The organism is Paenibacillus sp. FSL R7-0204, from assembly GCF_038002225.1.
GTDB lineage: Bacteria > Bacillota > Bacilli > Paenibacillales > Paenibacillaceae > Paenibacillus_AQ.
Genome location: NZ_JBBOCA010000001.1, coordinates 4,734,368 through 4,757,038 on the forward strand (window position 1 = coordinate 4,734,368; position 22,671 = coordinate 4,757,038).

Here is a 22,671-nt window from a genome sequence, read left to right on the forward strand (position 1 = left end):
ATTCATGATTACGGCCTACAGCTTCAGCCTCTGAATAAGCGGCATGCCGATCCGGCGGAGCAGCAGCTCCAGGAGGGACCAGCCGCAGCGGTTCAGCAGAGAGGTACCCCGGTCATACACCGCCGAATATTCGGTGGCTCCGGCCGCTCCCCGGTTGCGCTTGAACTGGCCGACGCCCGAGCTTTCGTGCAGTAATAGCTCTCTGCTGCCCGCAAGCCCGATCAGGACGGCGGACAGCATACGGTAGAGTCCTAGGGACTGAGGCAGACTCGTGTCATAACCGAACAATGGCGCCGTCATTGCGCCATCCCGCTCATAGAAGCCCAGCACCGCATCCAGTCTTCCTTCCTTGCGCAGACCGCAGATTTGCAAGGTCCGCCGTTCCAGCGCCAGGGCAATATAGGCTTCGGTGAACTGCGGATTATAGGCCGAATATTTATCGATATACAGCAGTCTGTACAGCTCCACGATCCGGGGAATGTCTTCCTGCGTGATCTCCTCCGGACCAACCTCAGTGTAGCCGTGCTTTGCCAGCAGATTTCTGTCGCGTTTGACCAGCCATCTGGCCTTCGAGCTGGAGGTATTCGGATGCAGCAGATAGATCTGCCGGCTTGGAACGAGCTTGCAGCCATACCCCTGCAGTCTGGCAATGAGTTCTCCCGAGGTCTCACGGCTAAGCGAACGATATATTAAGGTATAACCCGGATAAGTCTGGCGGAGGAAATCGAGTACCGCCGTCAGCTGTTCCGCACTTAAGGCAGGATACAGATTGGTGGACAACAGCCAGTTATTCACCTGAACCACCCGGTTGAAGCGTGCTTGCCGCAGCATCCAGCCCATTCCTGTGAGCATTAGCGACAATAAGCCCTCTAGCAACCGGTTATTGAGCAGGGCCAGCTCCTCACGCGCATAACTGACATAGTGGGTATAGGGTGAGCATACATACGAATTGTCATAGTCTGCTTCGTTGACCGTAATCGGAACGGGCAGACCATCGATGGTCAGCACCTTAACAGTTGTACTCACATTATCGATAAAAGGTTGCGCTCCCCGCTCCAGCAGCGGTGTAAGATACTCCCGGGCATACTGCCCATACTCCGTATCCGGCCAGTCCAGCCCCTGAGCAGAATCGCGGTCATACTGCGTTACCCGGTTCTTCACGGCTTCCAGCTCCTCTCCACACGGCGCAGCTTCACAGTTCCGGGCACGAAGCTGTAGGCGGTAAAAGTCAGCTTCGGAGGGATACAGGATAGCCTGGCGAACAAGCGCGTCAGCTCTGCTGTAATCTGCTGCTCCGTGCCATGATCGGTGCCGGTTCGTGTACGATAGGAGATTTCCAGCTCAGTCAGGCTGTGCTGGATGACCCTGTAATGCTCAATATCTGTGGAAGCCGCCAGCACGGCCCGGGTAACGAAATCAGGGAAAACCGTGACCTGCATGCTCTCTGCCGCATGAGGCAGATAAAGAATATCATCGCAGCGTCCTTCGATCCGCTCAATGGCCGTGAACAGTGAACCACAGGGACACGGCTCCGCCGCTTCGGTCAGAATATCATTCAGGCGGTAACGGACGATGGGCTGCACACTTCTGGAGAAATCGGTCACGATGGGCACGAACCGGCGTGATTGTTCCTCCAGCATTTCTTTTTCGATATGTACAATATCTTCATTGAGATGGAGCGTTCCGTGACTGCAGGTCGCACCGAGGAAACCCTCGGTACACTGATAAGCCTGATGCACCTTCTGCCCGAAGGTTTGTTCAATCTGCTGCCAGTCAAGCGGGTCCAGCACTTCCGCAACCGCAATGATCCGGCGGGGATGCAGCTTCATCTCACCTGATTGCTGTGCCTCAGCCAGCATACGCAGCATGGACGGCGGTGCGATCCAGATATCCGGCTGGTATTCCTTCATACGGGCCAAGAGCTGTGGTAGCGGCTCCAGCAGATCGAAATACCGGAACTGCAGCCGTCCCTGCTTCACAGATTCATACAAATTACTGTTTGCCCGCAGAAAAAATGCAATGCTCGCCCGCTTCCATAGTCCACCCGGCAAAAGCTTTGCCAGCACCGTACCGGTCCAGGCAGCCTGCTCTTCTTCTCCAACGAGAAAAATACCCCGGTTGCCGGAGGTTCCCGAGGATAACCCGACGGTGACGCCTTGCAGCGCAGGCTTGAAGTTCCTGCTGTTCTCCGCTTCATAGGCTTCTGCAAAAGCCTGCTCCTTCGTAATGCCCGCTGTATTGAGCTGATCGAAATTCTCCATCATCTCCGGCTTCCCGATCACCGGGAAACTCCGCCATTCCTTGGACGGAATACCTGCCCACAGCTCCCTGTAGAATTCCGAGCGCTGCCTCACCTTCTCTACATGAAGCCGGATACGCTTCTCCTGCCACTGCTCGAGTGCTGCCCGGTTCTTCCAGCGTCTGCCCCACTTGGTAAGAATATAATGGGTGATCACCAGTCTGATGCGCTTCATGTCACACTTCCCGTTCCCCAGTGCGCAAGCGCCTCGCGGCAATGGCTGGGCACAATCCGAAGCTTAGGAAATTGTTCATGCAGCTGGCGCAGCCGTTCGAAATTTCGGTGGTATTCTGTGCGGCTGGACATGATCAAGCCTGCTGCCGGATGCGGCTTGCGGTTCTCCCGGAACGCCCGGCTCGACCAGACTGTATCTGCGCAGAGCAGATAATCATGCTCGCCGGTGGAGACGAATACGCCAATCATTCCGGCGGCATGGCCTGACAGCTCAACCGCCAGCAGGCTGCCGTCTCCAAGCAGATCATAGGCTTCCGTGAACGGAAGGCCTTGCGGCAGCGCACGCTTCGCCGAAGAATCATCCACAGGAATGGAGCGGAGTCTGAAATCCTCCGGCAGCAGCCCGGGCAGGAATCCCGCCTTCGTCGCCCGCACCGGACCCAGCCCGCTTACGGCATCGTAGGATTTCTGCAAATATATATACTGCGCCTGCGGAAAATCCCGTACCCCGCCGATATGGTCGGCATGAAAATGCGACAGCACCACATACCGCACCTCCTCCGGCGAGATCCCGCCTGCCTGCAACCGCCGAACTGCACTCTCTTCCTCCTTGTAGACAACCGGAGTAATCTTGCGGTATAGGGAGGCCGGCAGACTTGCTGTCTCTTGGAAGAAACGCGCGCTGTAGCCCGTATCGAACAGGATGGGTCCGTATTCCGGATGCCGGATCAGGGCGTAACCTGCCGGGAAGGCAACCGGCTTCAGTGTGCCTCCACGCAGCGTCAGCCGCTCGGGATGCAGGCAATAGCCCGCAGACAGTATAGATAATCCAACTGGAATTTCTGTAATCATTGCTGTTCCCTCCACCATTCTGCAAAGGCACGAAGTCCCTCGTCTGTTGTTATACGCGGTTGATAACCCAGCTGCTCGCGGGCCAGTGTAATATCCAGTGTCTGGGAGATGCCGAGTGCGGCTGCAGAATAACGGGTCAGCAGCGGCTCACCCGGGATAGGCAGCACCTTGTACATCCCCTCCATTAAGGCCGCTGCGGTATAAGCTACCGGGTAGGGCAATCGCCGGGTGTGCAGCGGAAGGCCGAGCAGCGAGAATAGCCGGGTGACCAGCTCCTCGAACCTTAGCGGCTCACCATTGGTAATATTGTAGACGCTGCCGGAAGCAGAGAGCGGGGCTTCACAGCAGAGCAGCATGGCATCGACTACATTCTCTACGCAGGTGAGATCAAGCTTGGCCTGTCCGCCATTCATCAGCGGCACTCCCTTGCTCTCATTCGCTGCCAGCAGCCGGGGGAACAAGGCGTTGTCCAGCGGGCCGAATATGGCTCTGGGCCGGAGCATGAAGGCAGTAAGCCCTTCTCCCGCTGCCTGACGGACAACCTGCTCGGCAATCAGCTTCGTTGCAGCATAAGCATTGGCCGGCCGCCCGGGAAGCGGATCACTCTCCCGGATGCCAAAGCGGGACCGCTGGCTGGAATACACACTGGGCGTGGAGATATGAACCAGCCTTCCTACGCCATGCCGTTTGCACCCCTCAACTATATGGCTTGTCGCCTCCACATTGCATGTATAGAACTCCTTGTATTTGCCCCAGGGTGACGACAATGCTGCACAATGGAACACCACATCCATTCCCCGGCAAAAACTATAGGCAGTCTCCGCGTCACGCAGATCCCCGGACAGGAACACTGTACCTTCCTGCTCCAGCTGCTTTCCCTGCTCCGGGTTGCGTCCCTGCGCGTAGACCTCCCAGCCCATCCTCGCCAGCCTCCGGGCGGTATGCCGTCCAAGAAATCCGGTTGCACCTGTTACCAGCGCTTTGGTCATGCCTCACCATTCCATTCTATATCTTCAGTTAACGCCTCTGTGATCGAGATGCGGTGCCGCCTGGCTGTCTTCCAGGCGGCGTATACGATGCGGAACTGCTCGCGGGCAGGGCGGCGGTCATCCTTGCGGCAGACCACATCTGCTGCTCCAAGCAGCGCTTGCCGCCAGTTGCGGAAGCCCCCGGGTCCCGGCTTCAGCCCGCAGCCCAGCATGGGCAGCGTCAGCATGGCTGTGCGGGCTGAACGCGGGACAATGACTGTTCCGCTCTGCACGAGCAGACCGGGCTTCAGCAGAGCCTCCGTCAGCCCTTCCTCCGGCGTGAACAGATGAATACCGCTTGTTGCGCGCGGATTGCATTCAATCGGATACAGCATCCCATTCTCCGGTTCGATGAAATCGAATCCGATCTGGCCGCTGAAGCCGGTTGCTGCGGCGAACCGCTGCACCCACTCCAGAGCCGCAGGATGCTCCAATGGTTCAAAATACACGCTGGCCCCGCTGCGCCCCGTCCTGTACCTGCTGTCATACGCAGCATGCGCCACAACTGTGCCTTCGTGAATAATACTGTACGTACAAACCGCTCTGCCTTGAATGTACTCCTGGGACACCCAGGGAGCCCCGGCCGATAGTCCTGCTGGAGGCTCGACTTCACCCGAAACGCGACTATGCGGATTAGTCGAAGGGGAGCTTTTACCCGGAAGAATAACTTTAGAGGCAAAGCGGGAATAGGCGGGCTTGTAGACCCGCTGCCTCCCCTTCTCGGCTGCCTGCTTTACGGCTCTCCGCCATTCGTCTGCACTGCTGATCAGCAACGTGTCCGGGATCTTGAAGCCGAGCGAACGGAGCAGGACCATGAACTCCCCTTTATGGTGCAGCCCGGCCAGAATCCTCCGGTCTGATGTAAGTACGCGGCACCCCGTTAGCTGCTCAAGACCAGCAGAGACATAGAAAATCTCCTCACAGGTCGGAATCAGGCAGTGAATGCCCAGTTCTTCTGTTAACGCAGCCAGCCGCTGGACATATGCCTGCGGCTGATGCCTTGGTGCAGGCACCCGGAAGCTGGCCTCGACAGCAGAGGATACACGGCATAGATGATATTCAGCACTTTCTGCCACGTATACCCGGTGGCCAGCCGCCTTGAACAGCCTTGCCAGTTCCAGGGCCACCGGAGCGCGTCCGCCGGTAATCAGAATACGCCGGGCCTCAGTACTCAATAATCATGCCTCCCAGAGACAGCCCTGCCGCTGTGCCGATCAGCATGATCCGGTCTCCGCGCGATATCCGGCCCTGACGGATCGCTTCATGCAGTCCCATCGGGATGGATGCTGCAATCGTATTGCCATGGCCTGCGGTATTGTCGAGGAAGCGGTCCTCGGCAATTCCCAGCTTTTTACGCAGGAGACGCATCGCCATTGCACTGCCCTGATGGGGAATGACCAGCGCGAAGTCATCCATCTTATTGCCTGTGGCGCCCAGCATGTCAGCAATGAAATCCGGAAGCAGCTTGGACGCTTTGCGGAATATAGCCTGTCCATCCATATGGAACAGATAGGGCAGTGCATCCTCTGTTGTATAATTCTGGGGATGCAACCTGGTCCCACCCCCGGCAATCTCCGAATAACGTGCACCGCTGCTGTAGGTTTTGAGCGAAGCATGGAGTATCCGCGAGGAATTGCCGGTCTCTGCAGGTCCGATCACCACCGCCGCTGCTCCGTCTCCGAACAAGGCTGAGCTCTCCTTATCCTGCCAGTTCAGCCCCACCGAGGCAATCTCAGTGGCCACCAGCAGCACATTCTTATACCTGCCCGCTTCGACCATGTAGGACATCACATCAAGCCCCACCAGAAAGCTGAGACAAGTCGCATCGATATCAAAAGCCGGAACACCGGAATCCGCCTGCCCCATGGCCTGCTGAATGAACACGGCGGTACTCGGCAGCGGCTGCTCCTTGGTTCCGCTCGTACACACCAGACAATCGACCTCACTGAAGCTGAGGCCTGCATCGGCGAGGGCCGCTTCAGCGGCTCTTGCACCCATGAAAGAGGCGGTTTCATCTATGCCGGCATAATGGCGGGTGCCGACGCCGGTGATTTTGTTCACCCAGCCCGGTGCTGTGCCAAGGATCTGATCAAGCTCTGCATCACTGACTACACGCTCCGGCAAATATTTGCCTGTTCCTTTTATTTTCACATGTCTAAGCTGCATAAGGCATCTCCTATTCCTGTGAGTACCAAGATGTCGAACATTATATAATATTGTAAACTACAGATACATTCTACTAGATTTTCCGGCTGAGTCATATACAAAAAAGAAGATAAAATTCCCATTCCACGAACTAACGTTCCTAAAAATGCTTGACTATACGGGTTCACCGGGGTTATAGTAAATGCACAATAGCACACGTTAAGCGGGAGAAGCACCTCGCAGGACAGGCAGTTCATGCCTTTCTTGGAGGTGCTTCTTTGTGTCTATTGGTGCCTATTGGCAAATTAACAATCAGAGGAGCTGAACGCAATGTTTAAATTCATGGGTTTGACGAATTGGAGAGGTATGGGAGTTGTTACACCTTTCTCGGGAAGAGCTGTAAGAAGGCTGTTTGTGCTGGTGATACTGCTGTCACTTTGTACATATCCTTTGTCCGGTGTCTCTGCCGATTCCGGGTGGGATGCTGCGCTGGACGAGATTCATAATCTGTATACAGACTATACGGGTCTTCAGGCATCGCTGAAGTCTGACCTCCAGCGGAATCAGGAATTGCGCAAACAGAATAACGCCGCACTTGCCGCAGTGAACAAGCAGCTTCAAGCCACTAATGCTGCCCATCTCGCCAAGCTTAAGGCTGCCTCGGAAGCGGTGCAGAAGAAGCATGCTCCGCTCCTGGACCAGTATACTGCTCTCAGCAAACAGATCACCGCTGCCCGCAAGGTAAGCAATCTGAAGAGTGCCACTGTGCTTGAGTTGAAGCGCAATAAGCTTAAGGCTGCCGCTGCCGCAGCACGGGCTGAAGTGAAGAAGGCCACCTCAGCCTTGGCAGAAGCCAAAGCGTTAACTGCCGCGAAGAACAAGCCGGCTAAGGACGCCCTTGCCCCCGTCACCCTGCTCAAGAAGCAGATTGCCGCCCAGAACAAGCTATTCTCAGCCGCACAATCAGAGAGAACCGAGGCCGACAAGCGTTACAAAGCCGCTGTCCAGGCGGGGGACGCCACCCAGGCTGCCGCTGCAATGAAGCTGTCATATAACCGGATGAAGGAGATCCGTACTATGGCCGGACAATTGTACAACTGGGAGCAACAGATCAGCACGGCACTCCGTGCCGCAGAGCTTAGGCTGCCGAAGTAGCCGAAGCAGCATATTCGTGAGGGTCAGAGCAGCTTCACCAGCCAGGTGATAATGAAGGCTCCCGGTACCAGCAGGGCTTGGCCCAGCAGAGATCCCAGGAAGCGCGAGCCCATCAAGAGTACATAGATCTTCCCGAGCTGGTCACGGTATTCCACATTCTCCGTTGCCTTATGGGTGATGATTCCCAGCTGCGGATCGATGAACACCGTCAGCAGTATCGTTGCTATCCCGTTAATCAGTCCGGATGCCTGGGAAGCAGTGGTGCTGAATTCCGGCAGCAGCTTGGCCGCATACATCGAGGATAATACGCCAACCGTGTAGAAGGCCGTCACGAAGACATTCATCACGATAAAGCGCTTGGGAATTCCAAGATAACGGAAGCTGCTCAGCCTGACCTTCGGTCTGCGGATATATTTGCGCGTATTCTTGAGCTGGCTGACCGTTACACTCGTCAGAAGCTTAGGGATGGAGCCTTCGATCTCAAGCTTGGAAATCACTCTTGCGAATAGTCCTACGAAGGTCGGGAACAAGGCGATAGCGATCAATGTCCCCAGTGAAGAGGCCAGCATAATAATCCGCAGATAGTTGAGCAGCGGGAAGCTGTCGTCAGCTTTGGCATAATCTACGAACTTCGCCGTTAAGGGACCTTGTACCATATTTGCGGTTCTGGAGACCAGCACGATAATTCCAGTCAGGGATAAAGCGATGGCGATCTTGTTCAGCTTCACTCCGGCAAACCGCACCGAATACGACAAGGTCTCCGCCGTATGAATAATCAGTGTCAACAGACATACCACTAATAAGCTGTTCGTCATTTACGGTTACTCATCTCCATATTAAGCAGCATTCGGCAGATGACCGGCATGCTTGTTCCAGATTATTACAGACCGGATCGCCTCACTTAATATATATTCTTCTTCCTATATAATCCAGAATCAATTTTGTAAGATTTGGTCCACCGTCCAGCAGAACAGAATTCCGGCTGTATACCGGACCAGATCCATCCAGAGAAAGCCGTGGCCGAGAATCAAGCTGCCAAGGGTTGTAGCACGAACATGCAGAATCCACTCTGCCTGATAGAGCTGGCTGAACTCAATTCCGAAGCTGAAGCACAGGCTAAGGACCAGCGACATCCATAGCGGATGCCGGATCAGCAGCACACGGGAAGCAAGGTAGATCATCCCTGCCCAGATTGCATCCCCAAAGTGTTCGCTGACAAAGTGCGGCAGCGAGTTCCCGTATGCCCTGGTCCCAAGACCCAGCAAGACGGACAGGAGTACTGCGCCGCAGTAGATCATTCTGGATTGTAAATTCAAAATCCGCAATCGTAACTACTCCTTCATTAATTAAATACATTCTTCATTCCCATATAACCTTGCGCGATGCAGCACCATCCCGCACGAACAGCTTCGGAGGATAAGGGATTGTCAGCCCCGGCAGTTCATCTTCCTTGAAGAATCTCAGCTCCTCCGCTTCTCCGTCCAGGCTCCTGAGCTGACCTTTAACAATGACACATTCAAATACAATAACCGTGTACTCTACCTGATCTCCATTACTATATTCATATCTGAATTTCTCACCGCCGAAGACGCCGATAATCTGTTCAGGCGTAACCATTAAGCCGCTCTCTTCGAACACCTCTCTGCGCAGCGCCCTGGACGGGGTCTCTCCAGGTTCAACCGCTCCGGCAGGCAGACCCCATAAGGTCTCATCCTTTTTGCGGATCAGCAGAATCCGATCCTGTTCATCCCTTACTACAGCTGCTACGGACGGCATCATTAACAGCCCGTTGCCCGCCTTGCCCCGTAGTTCCCGGTAATACTCAGACATTGACATGAAGCTTCCTCCTGACTTGAATTCAATTAGTCCCTATATCCTTCTTAATTCCAGCCTATAGCTCATCCTTGCGGAAAGAAACCGGATGAACCACGAAATCATTCGGCTGATTCTCACAATCCGTCAGCTTAAATCTATGTATCATTTCTGTAATTCTGTCCAAATCCAGCTGATCAAAATGCGTAATCAAGTCCTGCTGGTCCCTGACCAAAGGGACTGGTTTGTTGACTTCCCGTATCAGCAATAGTGAGAGTACTGCAATAAGTAGCGTTTCAAGAATAATAATACCCCGGCTGTATTTGCTGAAAAAGTTGTTCATGTGCCCTCCCGCTCCACGGTTAATGAATAAACCGGGTTAGCACTATATTTGACATGGTTGTATGATATTCCTTGTCTGACGCACAATTGTGATGCAAGTGAATAAAAACTGTTACGAAACAAAAAGCCATGCAACCCAAAAATACCTCCAGACATACGCCGGAGATATCTTTGGTTTTTTTTGTTTTTTTGTATTCACGTTCGTCACTAATTCCTTAGCCTTCGCCAAGCTCCGGTGGCTCCAACAAATGATCCAGCAGTTGCAGCCCGCGGCGGCGGGTGCGGAAGGTCCACAGCAGATCCACTGTGAATACTAGCAGGGCGATGGGCAGTATAGGCATCCATACCCGCTCCATCTGCAGATACAGGAAGTGTACGAGCGGTTGCAAGCCGAAGATACAAGCCACTGACAGTCCCCACCAATACAGCGAGAATTTCAGGCAGATATGCCCTTGCAGCTGAAACGGCATCCCTGAATAATCCCACCATTGTCTACGAAAGATCCCCTTAAGCAGCCAGCCGCTGACAAACTCAACCGTAGAAGGGACAATCAGCGCAAGCAGCAGGAATAATGGAAAGGGAAGCCTAATTTCATGTGCCGCCAGCAGCAGCAGCGGTGCGAAGCCATACATGGGCTTAAATGGCCCTTTGAGGAAGCCTTCTTTCCGAAAGGTCCCCGTGCTGTAGAGGTTATAGCTGCCTTCAAGGATCCACCCCAGAAACGAGTATACAGTGAAATAGAACAGATAGGGACTTGCCGCAGCCACTACACTGTAACTATGCTGTAAAAGTAACGGTGTCATCGTAGTTATTCCCGCCTCCGGTCCCAACTATTTTCCAATTGGAGCTAGTATGTCTCCAAGAACGGGACATTATGACGGGAATATCTGGCGGATCTGCGCATGGCTGACCCTGTTGATTCCTATGCCAGAAAGAAAAAAAGACTGCTCCGTGAGGAACAGTCTGCTACGTGCATTTGTCTTATACCCTATTGCCCTATTTACCTTAATTCTTAGGCAGCGGGTCAGGATGGGCCGTTTCGGCCGGTTTGGCTTCCCAATCATCGGCTTCCGGTTCAATATCCACACCATTCTCCATCTTTTTGCGTTCTGCGAGTGAATCCCCGTCTTTATTCTCCTTGTTGCGGATGTCTGCTTCATTATGGGATTGATCCGACATGTGAATTCCTCCTTGTATGCAAGTTGTACGCGATTTGGATTACTTAGTTATAGTTACCCGCGGACCCCTTTTGCAAACATCCCATCTGAACAAAGCTATTTATTCCTTGTCTTTTCCACTTGCCATTCGGCGGACAGGTCCCGCTTACTCATAATACACACGAAATACAATGTCCTGCTCATAATTCCCGAAGCCGCGCCCGAATAACGTTAAGCCGCCCCGCCTTCGGGTGGTGTCTTCTGCCGTGAACCTGAAGCTCCACTGATCCTGCTGCCAGCCCACCTGATTAATGGTCACTGCCGATATCTGCTGGCCGTCTATATAAGATCCCCCTGCATTAATTCTGAGCACCTTCAGCAGCCCGTACTGGTTCACATCCGATTTCCACCAGGCGGGGGTCAGCCGGCCTCTCATTACGCCAAAGTCACCGGGACTGGTCCATTTGCCAAGCGAAATGCCATTCATCATAAAAGAAATATCCGAAGGCCACTTCTCGTTCACACTCGGCGCCTCCGAGCCGATCTCCATTGAAATCTCAATCTCCTGCACCGTCTGATCCATGAACAGATAATTTGGAACCTTATATTCCGCGTATCCTTTGGCGAACCAGAGAATGCCGGCATCCACCCGCTGCGGGTCCAGGAAATAACGCGGGTCGTCATAATACCCGATCAGCTTCTCGGTGGTGGCAATGCCGCAGGTCGGTGAAGCTTCCAGATCGGTGTAATGCCCGACAGGGACAGAGACCTCGACCACCTTGCGGGCAATTCCTTTGGCCCCGGATAATTTAATCTGCAAGAAATTCGCGGAAAGTGAGCAAAATTTATAAGTCCCCCCGTCGATCCGCTTCATCTGGGAGCTGACGATGCCGGCCTTCTGCAGCTTCGCTACATGCGAGCTGACAATGGCGCTGCTGAGATACAGCCTGCCTGCAATCTCCTTGATATGCATCTCCTCGTTGCTAAGCAGATCGATAATCCGCAGCCGCACTTCGCTGGCAAGTGCTTCATAGACCTTCAGCGATTCGGAATCTGTGGTTAAATACATCGGCGTGGCCCTCCGCGCTCTTTGAATTAGTTATTATATTAATCCTAAAATTAGTTATTGCTTAGTATACCCCGTAATTCGTATCATGTAATCATAAACGGGCTTGAACGATTAGCTATTTCATTAATCTAACACAAAGGAGCTTCTAACTATGAGCATTCAATCCAAGATGATTGTCGACAAAGACTTTAAGCTGGCCGAGGTAGATCCAAGGCTGTACGGTTCCTTCATTGAACATTTGGGCCGGGCCGTGTATGGCGGAATCTATGAGCCGGGACATCCTACCGCTGATGCGAACGGATTCCGCGGCGATGCCCTCCAGGCCATTAAGGCACTACGCGTACCGATCATCCGTTATCCGGGAGGCAACTTCGTATCCGGCTATAACTGGGAAGACGGCGTTGGACCCAAAGAGGAACGGAAGCGCTCTCTTGAACTTGCCTGGTGGGTTACAGAGACTAACCAGGTAGGCACGAATGAATTCGCCGATTGGGCCAAGCTGGCCGGTTCTGAAGTGATGATGGCAGTGAACCTCGGCACCCGCGGGATCGATGCTGCGAGGAATCTGGTCGAGTACTGCAACCATCCCTCCGGCTCTTACTGGAGTGACCTGCGGATCTCCCATGGTTACAAGGCTCCGCACAATTTCCGCACCTGGTGTCTGGGCAATGAAATGGACGGTCCATGGCAGATCGGAGCCAAGACTGCGGTCGAATACGGAAGACTCGCCAATGAGACCGCCAAAGCGATGCGCTGGGTGGACCCTTCCCTGGAGCTTGTCGCCTGCGGCAGCTCGGGCAGCAACATGAGTACTTTTGCCGAATGGGAAGCTACAGTTCTGGATCTCACTTACGATAATGTCGATTTCCTCTCACTGCACACTTACTACAATAACAATGATGGAGACACAGCGAACTTCCTGGCCCAATCGCTTGATATGGATCAGTTCATCGACAGCGTAGCAGCAGTATGTGATTATATCAAGGCTAAGAAGAAAAGCAAGAAAAAGATTTATCTCTCCCTCGATGAATGGAATGTGTGGAAGTCGCAGGGCTCTAGCCGTGCCGAGCAGCACTGGCAGATTGCACCGCCTGAATTCGAGGATGTCTATACCCTGGAGGATGCGCTGGTGGTGGGCTGCTGCCTGATCAGCCTGCTCAAGCATGCAGACCGGGTCAAGATGGCTTGTATCGCCCAGCTCATTAATGTCATTGCACCAATTATGACGGAGGATGGCGGACCGCTCTGGCTGCAGACCACTTATTATCCTTACATGCATGCCTCCATCTACGGCCGGGGAACGGTGCTTCACCCGCTGATTACAAGTGCGAAATATGATTCCAAGGATTTCACCGACGTTCCTTATCTGGAAGCGGTCAGTGTATATAACGAGGAACTGAACGAGGTTACTGTGTTTGCAGTGAACCGCCATCTGAGCGAAGACATGGAGCTGGCGGTTGATCTGCGGAGCTTCGGCGCTGTAGAGGTTATTCAGCACACGGTTCTTGAGCATGAGGATCTTCAGGCGGCCAATACCCGCTCCAACCCGTCGAATGTGCTTCCGCACAACCGGGGAACGGCAGCCGCAGACGGCGGCCGGGTGAGCGCAATGCTTCCGGCTGCTTCCTGGAACGTAATCCGGCTGCGTGTGAACGGCTGATTACTTAAGGCATGCAAGCTTAATGGTACATGACCCATGCGACTAGCGGTCCGGCGATGGAGCCGACAATAGCGCATACGGTCATGGCTACTGAGCTCATGGACACTGACTCCTCGCCGTATTCCAGCGCTTTGGCTGTGCCGAGGGCATGGGAAGCTGTGCCCAGGCCAATGCCGATCCCCGACTCGCTGCGGATTCTGAACAGCTTGATAATATAGGGGCCGCCGATAGCTCCGGTGAAGCCGGCAACCATCACGAACACGGAGGTCAGCGATGAATCTCCGCCGAGATTGCTGGAGATCTGGATCGCTACAGCGGTGGTAATCGACTTGGGCAGAATGGACAGCACATACAGCTTGGAGAAGCCGAGTCCGGCTGCCATCAGCAGTCCGCTGAACATTCCGACCATAAGTCCGGTGACCGTTCCGCCGAGAATGGCGGGAAGGTTCTTCCACAAGACATGCCGCTGTTTGTATAAGGGATAAGCCAGCGATACTACCGCTGGTCCCAGCAGGCGGTTAATCCAGTCGCCGCCGATCATATAAGTCTCATAAGAGATATGGAAGCCCATGAGCAGCACAACAACCGTGAATGTTGCCGTCAGTGCAGGCAGCAGGACAGGAAGACGGTAGCGTCTGTACAGCATGGACATGACCAGATAGATCACCACGTTCATCAGCACGAAGCTGGCAGCCAGCAGAATTCTCATGCTTCCTTCCCCTTCCCGTGGAGATTACGGGCACGGTACGTCCGGCGTGTTAAGCGTTTGACGCTGCGGGCAGCAATCCACTGGCTGGAATGTGCTGTAACAACCATGGTCAGCACACTGCTGATGACAAGAATACCTATCAGGAGCAGTCCTCTTCCGCTGAAGATATCCAGATGGTTCATAATGCCTGCGGTGGCCGGGATGAAGAACATAGGCAGATACGCCAGTATAAAGGACGAGCCGTTCTCGATCAGCTTCACGGGCACAATCTTAAGCAGCAGCAGGACGAACAGCAGCAACAGTCCCACGATACTTCCTGGAATTGGCAAATGAAGAAGTTCTTGCAAATAGTCTCCGGCCAGGAAGAACACATACAGCAGGCCGACCTCGGCGATAATGCGGATGATTTTCATAATGCAGGAATCCCTTCAATCTTGAAATGACGATCTTAAGCAGCTGCTTACCGGCAGCAAGTTGACCTCCTAAGAGTAGCAGAATTTTCAGCAAATTTTCAATAAGTTTTCGACTCTTCTATGTACTTTCATAACGTTTATCGAAAAAAACGGATGACGCCCTGAGGGGCAGCATCCGTTTCTTATTACATTCTCATTATTTAGATTCCTAGATCCACTCTATCACCTGGGAAGCGGTCCGCCGGGTCTTGGCACGCGGCTCGCCGGTCCGGTAGCCGAAGGCTACCATGCAGGCCAGCCCGAAATGTTCAGGGTCCATAATCCCCTCATCAACCAGAAGCTGCTCCATCTTCAGCTTATCGAAGCCTTCAATCGGACAGGAATCGACGCCGATCAGCGCGGCTGCGGTCATCATATTGCCAAGGGGCAGATACGTCTGACGCGCCCCCCACTCGAAGATCGCCCGCTCATTGCCAGCCAGGCCGAAATCGTTTTTCAGGAATGCGCCGAAGACCCGCTGCTTGCCCTCTGCAATCTGAACCGGCAGCTTCTGCACCTCTGACATCATACTCTGAATATATTCCGAGTCAGCTGCCAGATCACGCGGCTGTCTGGCCAGAATAAGCACGAAATGGCTTGCGGTCGGAAGCTGCTTCTGAGCTCCCCAGGCGTATGGCAGCAGCTTCTGCCGGAGCTCCGGATTCTGGACCACTACAAACTTCCAGGGCTCGAAGCCGAACGAACTCGGTGACAGGCGTCCCGTCTCCAGAATGAAGCCGAAATCCTCCCCGCTAATCTTTCTGCTGCTGTCGAATTCTTTGGTCGCATGTCTGTACTCATAGGCCGCCAAAATTTGCTCTTTCGTCATTTGAGTTGCTGTGCTTGTGTTCTCCATCCTCCATACTCCCTTTCTGTGTACCGTTCATGATAAGGAATTGACGTTTTCCTGTTCCCATGCCTATAGTAATGGATATACAACACATTTAGAAGTACGCACATTTTTGTGATGTAGTATACAAAATGATACTAAGGAGCGTGTTCAGTGATGCGCGACCGTAAAGGCGGTTTCGGCACTTGCCCGGACGGCAAGGGCCCTGCTTGTCCTGTAGAATTCACCCTTGATGTTATCGGCGGCAAATGGAAGGGGGTGCTCTTGTACCATATGATGGATTCCACAGTCCGGTTCAATGAATTCCGCCGTATCTGCCCCGGCATCACCCAGCGCATGCTGACCCTGCAGCTCCGCGAGCTGGAGGAGGATGGTGTTGTACACCGTGAGGTCTATCATCAGGTGCCGCCGAAGGTCGAGTACTCCTTGACTGATTTCGGCCGGTCTCTGATTCCGATCATCAAGCTGATGAGAGATTGGGGTCTGGAGTACCAGGCGAAGCAGCAGACTTCAGACAGCCGCCCGCTTGATGCCGGAGTATAGGCGAAGACGCAGAACAAGGATGCAGCAGACCGCCGCATCCTTGTTCAATCATTCCCCAATTCACGGATTCTCAAAAAACTTCTCCGCCTTCTGTTTATGCTCCTCTTTGACCTGTCCGGCAATGGCCCGGATACCCGCAGCCATGACGGCAGCATCATCTGTGAAGCCCAGACCGATCAGCGCATCGGGAATGGCATCGATCGGGGAAATGAAATAAGCCAGCGCTCCAAAGGCAATCCCTTTCGCCCATAGCGGTGTTTTGGCATCCATAGCACAGTAGTACATGGCTATCGCTTCTCTGGTGAAGGGGATTTTACCAGCGGCTTTCTTAGTTTTGCTCCAGAAGCTCTTCTTCACAAGCTCCTCATTCTTCTTGTCATACTCAAAGCTCTCCACCAATACTCCCGCCGGCAGCTTACCTGTCTGATTGTCCATCCGTAATTCCCTCCCGGTGATTAGACTGCCTATACATGGCTTCGCGCCAACTCTTACTATATCTTCACACCATTCCCTCGCTGCTAATCACTGTGGCTTAGAACGCTTCACTCAGGAGCCCAGATGCTCCTGGAAGAACAGTGCCGTCTGTCTGCGCTGGAATTCGCTCACCTCATGCCCGGAGAACGGATAATCCTTAATCTCCTTAGGCGACTCTATCCGGTTATAAGCGGCATAGATCGTCTCTGGCATACATACTGTATCCTTCCAGCCTACGGACATCTGAACAGGGATGGTGAAGCGGTGAGCCAGATTGACGATGTCGAAAAAGGCCAGGTTCCCCAGCACACGCTCCAGATGCTCCGGATAGCGCTTCAGGTAATCCGCAATCTCAGTAAGTGAGCTGGTGGAATTCAGCACTCCGAAATCCAGCCGGCACAGATTAGGAATGTCTGCGGCTACCGCAGCCACGCGGCGGCTGAGCGCCCCTGCCAAGAGCGCGATTCCCCCGCCCTGACTGGCTCCTGTAATCACAATGCGTGCCGGATCAACCCCGGGCAGCTGCGCTGCCGTCTCGATAGACCGGACCGTATCTATAGCTAACGCCAGATAATAGGATTGCTCCTTCTCCAGCAGCCCCTGGCTGATCCAGCCTTTGACTACGCCATGCTCCTGAGGCAGCAGATTGCCGGTCTCCCCTAGCTGTCCACGTACATCTACAGCCAGGACAGTGTATCCAAGCAGCAAGAAATGTGCGTAACGTTCGGGATATCCCCGGTCTCCGGTGTAACCTGGAAAAGTCACAATACACGGCCGGTCCCCCGTGTCCTCTGTAACACCGGCAGGCTGGATATACCAGGCATTGATCGTAGTCTCCCCGTAGCTCATGTAGCTGACCTTGCTCACCTTCATGCCCGGATACGGGGTCTCTTCAGGAGTGAGGGTCACCTCCAGCGGCTGCTCCTCATCTTCTGAGAGCAGCTCATTCCAGAATTCATCAACCGTCTCCCGGTCCAATGTAGGCTCTGGACGGCAGTTCTCAAGCTCTTGCTTACGCACTTCTATTGTATTCATCTCTATTCCTCCTGTGCTCTATGCGCTCTTTAACCTTGCATGTCTATGTAAGCGTCATTAATATTATAGATATAAATTCATAGAATTCCAAAGGAGTTGTTTATTATTCGTTACGGAACGTTGGCGCATACTGCCGGCTGCCTGCCGCTTAAGGAATTGACTGCCGCTCTTCAGACCTACAATATTGATTTCGTACAGCTCGCTCTGTCCAAAGCCATACAGGATATCGACCTCTCCCCGGGCAAGCTGAGTCCCGGACTAGCTTCCTATATCGCTGAGCAATTCGACAGGGCTGGTATCCGCATTGGCGTGCTTGGTTGCTATATTAATCCCATTCACCCCGATCCTGCGGTCCGCCGGGCGGAGATTGACCGCTTCAAGGAGCATCTGCGATATGCCCGCCTGTTCGGTGCCCCTATGGTCGCCACGGAGACGGGAGCACTTTCGACCTTCCAGGAGCTCGACCCTTACCGCTATGAGGAGCTCGGCTGGGATGCCCTTAAGGCAACGGTCGAGGAACTGGCAGAGGAGGCGGAGAAGTGGGGCGTATTCTTAGGGCTTGAAGGCGTCAGCACCCATACCCTGTCCTCTCCGGCCAAAATGCGGCGCATCCTCGATGAGGTACCCTCCAGCTCCATCGGTGTCGTATTTGACCCGTGCAACCTGATCGGTGAAGAGGTCCATCTCCAGGATGAGATCGTCGATCAATCCTTCAGTCTGTTCGGCGACCGGATCATCCTCGCCCATCTCAAAGGAATCTATGAGGACGGCGGACGCATTCGTCACGGCGCTCCCGGAGCCGGGCTGTTCCACACCGCTGAGTTCCTGGACAAGCTTGAGGCGCATAAGCCGATGATCGATGTCTCGCTCGAGGATGTCACTAGTCTGGAGATCCAAGACTGTGTGAACCAGCTGCGCAACCTGCGCAATTCGTGATCATCCTGCCATAACCCCATTTCCTCCAAAAGTACCGCTTAGCGGTACTTTTCGCTTTTCACTGAATAAAATAGTATACCTATCGCATTTTTGCAGGGCGATTGTGCAGAAAGGAAGGGATCACAGATGCGGTTCACTTTCCCCATTCTTACCTTATGCCATGGCGGGGCGCAACGCATGCTCGTGGAGCTTACGAACGGTCTTACGGCCCGGGGCCACCAGGTTGTGATTGTCATGCCGCTGGGAGGGGATGTTTCCTATGACGTCCGTTCCACTCTGCTGATTACCGACTACACGCTGCTCCGTGAATCCGATTTTCCGGTCAGTGATATCATCGTCTCCAACTTCTACACTACGGTTCCGGCCTCACAGGCAGCCAGCCTGAACGGCAAAGGCATGCATCTCCGCCTCTCCCTGTGCTATGAACCTCTTTTTTTGCCGCAGAGCGAGATATCCTTCCCCTCCTACCACATTACCGACAAACTCATTGTCCTCTCGAGATGGCAGCAGGAGTTGATTAGGCTGGGCCACGGAATCAGCGGAAGCATTGTGCCGGTAGGGATCAGCGCATCATTCCGAAACATGAACATCCGCAAGGAGCTTCAGGAGCCGCTGAACATAACAGCGATCCTGCGCAAGGTGGAGCACGGCTTCTCCTGGCACCGCGAGCAGGATTACCTGGTGAATCAGCTGGATATCGTGAAGCAGCACTTCCCGTGGGTCAACATTAATTTCATCAGTCCGCCGGATGAATGCTTTACCTCCGATTCGCTGAGAAGTATGATGGACAGCGGCAAATACCGCTTCTTCACCCCGCTCAATGACGAGGAGCTATGCTATCACTATAACGGTGCTGATATTTTTGTCAGCTCTAGTATTTTCGACACCGGTTCATTGCCAGGACTTGAGGCGATGCGATGCGGGGCGGCGTTAGTCTCCGTCTATTCGGGAGGAAATCTGGAGTATGCCCGCCATGAGGAGAACTGCCTGTTGTCCTACCGGTATGAGAACCGGCTGGCGGCGGATGTGATGCGGCTTATTCAAGATCCCGGACTCCGGAGCCGGATTGCCTCACGCGGTGAGACCGATTCAAAATCATGGACCTGGGAGAACAGTGTTAAAATCCTGGAGCGGACGGCTGCCGCCTTTTTAAGCGGGAACGGTGCGGGGAAAACACGCGTTGGACGCCCTTTTGCAGAGAACGGGTAGGCAGTTCCGAAGAATGAAGATGATAGAAAGCAAAACAGGCCCGGCTTGGAGGAAGCGGCAGGACCTGTTTTTTTTATTACGAATTAGTCATTCCCTCCCCTCTACAACTGAGGGCAGACAACGTCATGGCTTACACCAGGGAGAGTCCCGAGAAATCTATAGGACCTATCAGATTGGCTGAATTCAGCGTAGAGGAATTCACTTGTGAAATCGTCAACGTATAAGTGAAATACCCTGGTGGAAAGTTAAAATCCACATAGGAGAGACTTAGCGGATCATATCGCTGCCCGCCGGACGCCGTTGCCATCAGGGTAAACACGGGTGTTCCCGAACGTAGGATGGTGAGCAACAGATTGGGATTGCCCAGTGTAGTCTGAACACCGACCGTGGCATTGAGCAGGACACTCCCGCCTTGTAAGGTGGCAAGCCCGAATTCGGTCAGCGTATAGCTGGAAGGGGACAGGGGAACAGGTATAGTGATCGATTGACTGAAGCTGTTAATTGCACTTCTGCTGAAATCAATGATTTGCGTCATCAACATGGCCTCCTGGTAACAAATTCACTCTCCATTATTCTATGGGGAATTCAGTCTGCTGACTGGACTAACAACAGGTGATTACAGCCCCCTTAAGAAACCATGACATCTATACATAGGCACGGCTGCACGTATGGTTTACACTGATTGTATATACACTAGGGTTATCGGAGGCGGGAGCATGAACAGGAATGAGGAGCACGACGAGCCCAATGGGTCTCAGTTCAAATATATGGTCAGCGGGGATTCTATCTCCAAGGGCGTTGTGTATGACGAGACCCGAAGCAAATATGTCATTCTGGAGGATAATTATGTCTCTATGCTTCAGGGCAAGCTTAAGGGAGCTATGCGCAACACAGCCAGATTCGGCAATACGCTGATGAAGGGCTTCGGCAATCTGAAGCGCGATGTACTGAAGGAGAAGCCGGATGTGGTGCTGATTGAATACGGCGGCAATGACTGTGACTACCACTGGAGTGAGATTGCGAGCAATCCTGAGGCAGAACATAGTCCCAAGACGGATTTCCCGGCCTTCGAGGGGATGCTGGTGGATATGATTCATTTCCTGAACAATCAGGGGATTACGCCAATCCTGATGAGTCTGCCACCGCTGAATGCGGACAACTACTTCAAGTGGGTCAGCGGCAACAATCCCGATTCCGAAGTGAACATTATGAAATTCCTCGGCAGCGTCACCAAGATCTACTGGTGGCAGGAGCGTTATAACTCCGCTATCCTCAAGGTCGCCGAGAGCACCAAGACGAAGATTATTGATGTCCGGGGCGCCTTCCTGCAGCAGCCGGATTACACTAAGTTCATCTGCCGGGACGGCATCCACCCTAACCGGGACGGCCACCGGATTATCTATGACAAGGTGCTGGAATTCATCCGCACGAGTGAACCTCAGCTGCTGCTGGAGCCTGCGGCAATGCCTGGACATCCTTAGACAATAATAAGCGCTCCCCCAGCCTCGGCGGGGGGAGCGCTTATTGGTGTTCAGAGCTGCTGCAAGGAGACATACTTGTCGCCCAGAAGCTTCTGGAAGTAATTCCGGTTATACAGCATGCTGGGATGGCCGGGGGAATGAAGCAGCGCAGTCTCATTATACCGGTTGGCCCGTTCATGCTGCCCCAGCCGGTCATAACAGAGCGCAAGCTGCAGATTCGGAATCCAGGTGGCGAAGGCTTCATTCTTCATCGCCATAGATTCCGCCTGTCCGGGCAGCTGAAGGGCAAGCTCAAACCAGTAGATTGCCGGGTGAAGCTGGCCCTTCTCCAGATGCCAGGTTCCCAGCCGGCAGCAGCCCTCGGCACGCGGGGCATCATATTGCAGCGTACGGGTGACCGCAGTGAAGGCCGCTTCCTTGTCCCCCAGCGCTTCCAGGCATTCAGCCAGCCGCAGGCAGGCCTGAATATTGTCTTCAATCCAACCCTGCCCGCCGCTGAGGAACAACTCATAATACCGGCAGGCCTCCCTGTGAATTCCGTGGTCACGCAGCTCATTAGCGAAATAATATTGATCGCGTGCAGAGAAGCTCTCCCCTTCCGCTTCCCGTTTGCGGTAGATCCGCAGATTACGGTCCGTGTACGCTTTATCCTTCTCATGGGTCACACAGACGGCACTTGCCAGCGACGGGCCGTACACCTCCAGATATTCATGCACCGGACCGATCCAGCGGAACCCGCACGCCCGGCGGACCAGCCGGTTGCGCCGCAAGGAGGCCGTCACCCTCCCCTCCCCGTCAAAAGCGAGATTATACTGCATATTCACACTGTCCACTTGTTCCGGCAGCGAAGACTTCAGCTCCCTGAACAGCGCCTGATCCTCTTCTCTCAGATAGTCATCCGCATCCAGCCAGAAAATATAATCCCGGGTCGCCTTGCTGAAGGCGTGATTACGGGCAGCGGAGAAATCCTCAGTCCAGGTAAAATCATAAATCGCGGCTCCAAAGGCACCGGCAATCTCCTTGGTGCGGTCTGCCGATCCCGTATCGACAATGACGATCTCATCGACCAGCCCTTCCACAGAAGCCAGGCAGCGGGGCAGGCTCTTCTCCTCATTGCGGACAATCATGCATAAACTGATCTCAATCATGGCAGCCTCCTGAATAAAGAATCCACTAGACTACCATGATATGCAGTGCAGCAACCGGCAAACCCTTGCTCTCACCCAAGGCTGCGGTGCGATTTTGGAGCTTATACTTTTTTTGCGGACTAAGCCGATGATTTTTGTTAT

The 22,671-nt window shown here is 53.8% G+C and carries 26 protein-coding genes; 6 read left to right on the forward strand and 20 right to left on the reverse strand.

Going from position 1 to position 22,671, the window contains the following annotated elements; translation table 11 throughout:
- Positions 1–15: 15 nt before the first annotated feature.
- From MKX42_RS21015 to MKX42_RS21040, 6 genes are read right to left on the reverse strand one after another with little or no spacing between them, the layout of a single operon-like run.
- Positions 16–1,161, reverse strand: a complete 1,146-nt coding sequence (locus MKX42_RS21015) for a GNAT family N-acetyltransferase (RefSeq protein ID WP_340754281.1) — start codon at positions 1,159–1,161, stop codon at positions 16–18.
- Entirely contained in the window at positions 1,158–2,474 is a 1,317-nt protein-coding gene (locus MKX42_RS21020; RefSeq protein ID WP_340754282.1) for a F390 synthetase-related protein, read from the reverse strand. The genes MKX42_RS21015 and MKX42_RS21020 overlap by 4 nt, the downstream gene beginning before the upstream one ends.
- A complete protein-coding gene (locus MKX42_RS21025) occupies positions 2,471–3,325 on the reverse strand; it encodes an MBL fold metallo-hydrolase (protein WP_340754283.1) in 855 nt (284 codons plus the stop codon). Before MKX42_RS21025 ends, MKX42_RS21020 begins: the two co-directional genes overlap by 4 nt.
- Entirely contained in the window at positions 3,322–4,314 is a 993-nt protein-coding gene (locus tag MKX42_RS21030) for an NAD-dependent epimerase/dehydratase family protein (protein WP_340754286.1), read from the reverse strand. Before MKX42_RS21030 ends, MKX42_RS21025 begins: the two co-directional genes overlap by 4 nt.
- Entirely contained in the window at positions 4,311–5,528 is a 1,218-nt protein-coding gene (locus tag MKX42_RS21035; RefSeq protein ID WP_340754288.1) for an ATP-grasp domain-containing protein, read from the reverse strand. The genes MKX42_RS21030 and MKX42_RS21035 overlap by 4 nt, the downstream gene beginning before the upstream one ends.
- The gene (locus tag MKX42_RS21040) at positions 5,518–6,519 is read right to left on the reverse strand and encodes a beta-ketoacyl-ACP synthase III (protein WP_340754290.1); all 1,002 of its coding nucleotides are present in this window, start codon (positions 6,517–6,519) and stop codon (positions 5,518–5,520) included. The genes MKX42_RS21035 and MKX42_RS21040 overlap by 11 nt, the downstream gene beginning before the upstream one ends.
- Positions 6,520–6,828: 309 nt before the next feature.
- Between MKX42_RS21040 and MKX42_RS21045 the strand changes: the two genes are divergently transcribed.
- Positions 6,829–7,653, forward strand: coding sequence for a hypothetical protein (locus MKX42_RS21045; protein ID WP_340754293.1), 825 nt, complete (start codon positions 6,829–6,831; stop codon positions 7,651–7,653).
- Between the two features lie 23 nt (positions 7,654–7,676).
- Here the strand turns inward: MKX42_RS21045 and MKX42_RS21050 are convergent, their stop codons facing one another.
- The 7 genes from MKX42_RS21050 to MKX42_RS21080 all read right to left on the reverse strand — a co-directional run bounded on the left by MKX42_RS21050 (position 7,677) and on the right by MKX42_RS21080 (position 12,033).
- Complete coding sequence (locus tag MKX42_RS21050) at positions 7,677–8,468, reverse strand: lipid II flippase Amj family protein (RefSeq protein ID WP_340754296.1); 792 nt, start codon at positions 8,466–8,468, stop codon at positions 7,677–7,679.
- Positions 8,469–8,588: 120 nt separating this feature from the next.
- On the reverse strand, positions 8,589–8,978 hold the full coding sequence (locus MKX42_RS21055; protein ID WP_340754297.1) for a ribosomal maturation YjgA family protein: 390 nt from the start codon (positions 8,976–8,978) through the stop codon (positions 8,589–8,591).
- A gap of 34 nt (positions 8,979–9,012) precedes the next feature.
- Positions 9,013–9,489, reverse strand: a complete 477-nt coding sequence (locus tag MKX42_RS21060) for an NUDIX domain-containing protein (RefSeq protein ID WP_340754299.1) — start codon at positions 9,487–9,489, stop codon at positions 9,013–9,015.
- 55 nt (positions 9,490–9,544) lie between these two features.
- Entirely contained in the window at positions 9,545–9,808 is a 264-nt protein-coding gene (locus MKX42_RS21065; protein WP_340754301.1) for a hypothetical protein, read from the reverse strand.
- A 214-nt stretch (positions 9,809–10,022) separates the two neighbouring features.
- Entirely contained in the window at positions 10,023–10,610 is a 588-nt protein-coding gene (locus tag MKX42_RS21070; RefSeq protein WP_340754303.1) for a putative ABC transporter permease, read from the reverse strand.
- A 202-nt stretch (positions 10,611–10,812) separates the two neighbouring features.
- On the reverse strand, positions 10,813–10,986 hold the full coding sequence (locus tag MKX42_RS21075; protein ID WP_340754305.1) for a hypothetical protein: 174 nt from the start codon (positions 10,984–10,986) through the stop codon (positions 10,813–10,815).
- 144 nt (positions 10,987–11,130) lie between these two features.
- On the reverse strand, positions 11,131–12,033 hold the full coding sequence (locus tag MKX42_RS21080) for an ArsR/SmtB family transcription factor (RefSeq protein WP_340754307.1): 903 nt from the start codon (positions 12,031–12,033) through the stop codon (positions 11,131–11,133).
- Between the two features lie 151 nt (positions 12,034–12,184).
- Here MKX42_RS21080 and arfA point away from each other — a divergent pair, with 151 nt between their 5' ends.
- Entirely contained in the window at positions 12,185–13,693 is a 1,509-nt protein-coding gene (gene arfA / locus MKX42_RS21085) for an arabinosylfuranosidase ArfA (protein WP_340754309.1), read from the forward strand.
- Between the two features lie 19 nt (positions 13,694–13,712).
- Here the strand turns inward: arfA and MKX42_RS21090 are convergent, their stop codons facing one another.
- From MKX42_RS21090 to MKX42_RS21100, 3 genes are all read right to left on the reverse strand, one after another.
- Complete coding sequence (locus MKX42_RS21090) at positions 13,713–14,402, reverse strand: LrgB family protein (RefSeq protein ID WP_340754311.1); 690 nt, start codon at positions 14,400–14,402, stop codon at positions 13,713–13,715.
- A complete protein-coding gene (locus tag MKX42_RS21095) occupies positions 14,399–14,815 on the reverse strand; it encodes a CidA/LrgA family protein (RefSeq protein ID WP_340754313.1) in 417 nt (138 codons plus the stop codon). The genes MKX42_RS21090 and MKX42_RS21095 overlap by 4 nt, the downstream gene beginning before the upstream one ends.
- Before the next feature lie 208 nt (positions 14,816–15,023).
- Positions 15,024–15,710, reverse strand: a complete 687-nt coding sequence (locus MKX42_RS21100; RefSeq protein ID WP_340754315.1) for an NAD(P)H-dependent oxidoreductase — start codon at positions 15,708–15,710, stop codon at positions 15,024–15,026.
- A 150-nt stretch (positions 15,711–15,860) separates the two neighbouring features.
- Here MKX42_RS21100 and MKX42_RS21105 point away from each other — a divergent pair, with 150 nt between their 5' ends.
- Positions 15,861–16,247, forward strand: coding sequence for a winged helix-turn-helix transcriptional regulator (locus MKX42_RS21105; protein WP_340754317.1), 387 nt, complete (start codon positions 15,861–15,863; stop codon positions 16,245–16,247).
- 60 nt (positions 16,248–16,307) lie between these two features.
- Here MKX42_RS21105 and MKX42_RS21110 read toward each other — a convergent pair whose 3' ends face one another.
- Both MKX42_RS21110 and MKX42_RS21115 read right to left on the reverse strand, forming a co-directional pair.
- On the reverse strand, positions 16,308–16,682 hold the full coding sequence (locus tag MKX42_RS21110) for a YkvA family protein (RefSeq protein WP_340754318.1): 375 nt from the start codon (positions 16,680–16,682) through the stop codon (positions 16,308–16,310).
- 111 nt (positions 16,683–16,793) lie between these two features.
- Positions 16,794–17,756 carry an acetylxylan esterase gene (locus MKX42_RS21115; protein WP_340754320.1) on the reverse strand — a complete coding sequence of 321 codons (963 nt, stop codon included), beginning with the start codon at positions 17,754–17,756 and terminating at the stop codon, positions 16,794–16,796.
- Positions 17,757–17,852: 96 nt separating this feature from the next.
- Here MKX42_RS21115 and MKX42_RS21120 point away from each other — a divergent pair, with 96 nt between their 5' ends.
- Together MKX42_RS21120 and MKX42_RS21125 are read left to right on the forward strand one after the other, a co-directional pair.
- Positions 17,853–18,692, forward strand: coding sequence for a sugar phosphate isomerase/epimerase family protein (locus MKX42_RS21120; RefSeq protein WP_340754322.1), 840 nt, complete (start codon positions 17,853–17,855; stop codon positions 18,690–18,692).
- A gap of 126 nt (positions 18,693–18,818) precedes the next feature.
- On the forward strand, positions 18,819–19,901 hold the full coding sequence (locus tag MKX42_RS21125; protein WP_340754324.1) for a glycosyltransferase family 4 protein: 1,083 nt from the start codon (positions 18,819–18,821) through the stop codon (positions 19,899–19,901).
- A 130-nt stretch (positions 19,902–20,031) separates the two neighbouring features.
- Here the strand turns inward: MKX42_RS21125 and MKX42_RS21130 are convergent, their stop codons facing one another.
- Entirely contained in the window at positions 20,032–20,436 is a 405-nt protein-coding gene (locus MKX42_RS21130; protein WP_340754326.1) for a hypothetical protein, read from the reverse strand.
- A 181-nt stretch (positions 20,437–20,617) separates the two neighbouring features.
- Between MKX42_RS21130 and MKX42_RS21135 the strand changes: the two genes are divergently transcribed.
- Positions 20,618–21,382, forward strand: a complete 765-nt coding sequence (locus MKX42_RS21135) for an SGNH/GDSL hydrolase family protein (protein ID WP_340754330.1) — start codon at positions 20,618–20,620, stop codon at positions 21,380–21,382.
- 50 nt (positions 21,383–21,432) lie between these two features.
- Here MKX42_RS21135 and MKX42_RS21140 read toward each other — a convergent pair whose 3' ends face one another.
- A complete protein-coding gene (locus MKX42_RS21140; protein ID WP_340754332.1) occupies positions 21,433–22,530 on the reverse strand; it encodes a glycosyltransferase family 2 protein in 1,098 nt (365 codons plus the stop codon).
- Between the last annotated feature and the right edge of the window lie 141 nt (positions 22,531–22,671).

What these genes read in the sequence shown, in the direction of transcription:
- MKX42_RS21020 (WP_340754282.1), bottom strand. Translation starts at nt 2,474, where the DNA reads ATGAAGCGCATCAGACTGGTGATCACCCATTATATTCTTACCAAGTGG.
- MKX42_RS21025 (WP_340754283.1), bottom strand. Translation starts at nt 3,325, where the DNA reads ATGATTACAGAAATTCCAGTTGGATTATCTATACTGTCTGCGGGCTAT.
- MKX42_RS21030 (WP_340754286.1), bottom strand. Translation starts at nt 4,314, where the DNA reads ATGACCAAAGCGCTGGTAACAGGTGCAACCGGATTTCTTGGACGGCAT.
- MKX42_RS21040 (WP_340754290.1), bottom strand. Translation starts at nt 6,519, where the DNA reads ATGCAGCTTAGACATGTGAAAATAAAAGGAACAGGCAAATATTTGCCG.
- MKX42_RS21045 (WP_340754293.1), top strand. Translation starts at nt 6,829, where the DNA reads ATGTTTAAATTCATGGGTTTGACGAATTGGAGAGGTATGGGAGTTGTT.
- MKX42_RS21050 (WP_340754296.1), bottom strand. Translation starts at nt 8,468, where the DNA reads ATGACGAACAGCTTATTAGTGGTATGTCTGTTGACACTGATTATTCAT.
- MKX42_RS21060 (WP_340754299.1), bottom strand. Translation starts at nt 9,489, where the DNA reads ATGTCAATGTCTGAGTATTACCGGGAACTACGGGGCAAGGCGGGCAAC.
- MKX42_RS21065 (WP_340754301.1), bottom strand. Translation starts at nt 9,808, where the DNA reads ATGAACAACTTTTTCAGCAAATACAGCCGGGGTATTATTATTCTTGAA.
- MKX42_RS21070 (WP_340754303.1), bottom strand. Translation starts at nt 10,610, where the DNA reads ATGACACCGTTACTTTTACAGCATAGTTACAGTGTAGTGGCTGCGGCA.
- MKX42_RS21075 (WP_340754305.1), bottom strand. Translation starts at nt 10,986, where the DNA reads ATGTCGGATCAATCCCATAATGAAGCAGACATCCGCAACAAGGAGAAT.
- MKX42_RS21080 (WP_340754307.1), bottom strand. Translation starts at nt 12,033, where the DNA reads ATGTATTTAACCACAGATTCCGAATCGCTGAAGGTCTATGAAGCACTT.
- arfA (WP_340754309.1), top strand. Translation starts at nt 12,185, where the DNA reads ATGAGCATTCAATCCAAGATGATTGTCGACAAAGACTTTAAGCTGGCC.
- MKX42_RS21090 (WP_340754311.1), bottom strand. Translation starts at nt 14,402, where the DNA reads ATGAGAATTCTGCTGGCTGCCAGCTTCGTGCTGATGAACGTGGTGATC.
- MKX42_RS21095 (WP_340754313.1), bottom strand. Translation starts at nt 14,815, where the DNA reads ATGAAAATCATCCGCATTATCGCCGAGGTCGGCCTGCTGTATGTGTTC.
- MKX42_RS21100 (WP_340754315.1), bottom strand. Translation starts at nt 15,710, where the DNA reads ATGGAGAACACAAGCACAGCAACTCAAATGACGAAAGAGCAAATTTTG.
- MKX42_RS21105 (WP_340754317.1), top strand. Translation starts at nt 15,861, where the DNA reads ATGCGCGACCGTAAAGGCGGTTTCGGCACTTGCCCGGACGGCAAGGGC.
- MKX42_RS21110 (WP_340754318.1), bottom strand. Translation starts at nt 16,682, where the DNA reads ATGGACAATCAGACAGGTAAGCTGCCGGCGGGAGTATTGGTGGAGAGC.
- MKX42_RS21115 (WP_340754320.1), bottom strand. Translation starts at nt 17,756, where the DNA reads ATGAATACAATAGAAGTGCGTAAGCAAGAGCTTGAGAACTGCCGTCCA.
- MKX42_RS21125 (WP_340754324.1), top strand. Translation starts at nt 18,819, where the DNA reads ATGCGGTTCACTTTCCCCATTCTTACCTTATGCCATGGCGGGGCGCAA.
- MKX42_RS21130 (WP_340754326.1), bottom strand. Translation starts at nt 20,436, where the DNA reads ATGACGCAAATCATTGATTTCAGCAGAAGTGCAATTAACAGCTTCAGT.
- MKX42_RS21135 (WP_340754330.1), top strand. Translation starts at nt 20,618, where the DNA reads ATGAACAGGAATGAGGAGCACGACGAGCCCAATGGGTCTCAGTTCAAA.
- MKX42_RS21140 (WP_340754332.1), bottom strand. Translation starts at nt 22,530, where the DNA reads ATGATTGAGATCAGTTTATGCATGATTGTCCGCAATGAGGAGAAGAGC.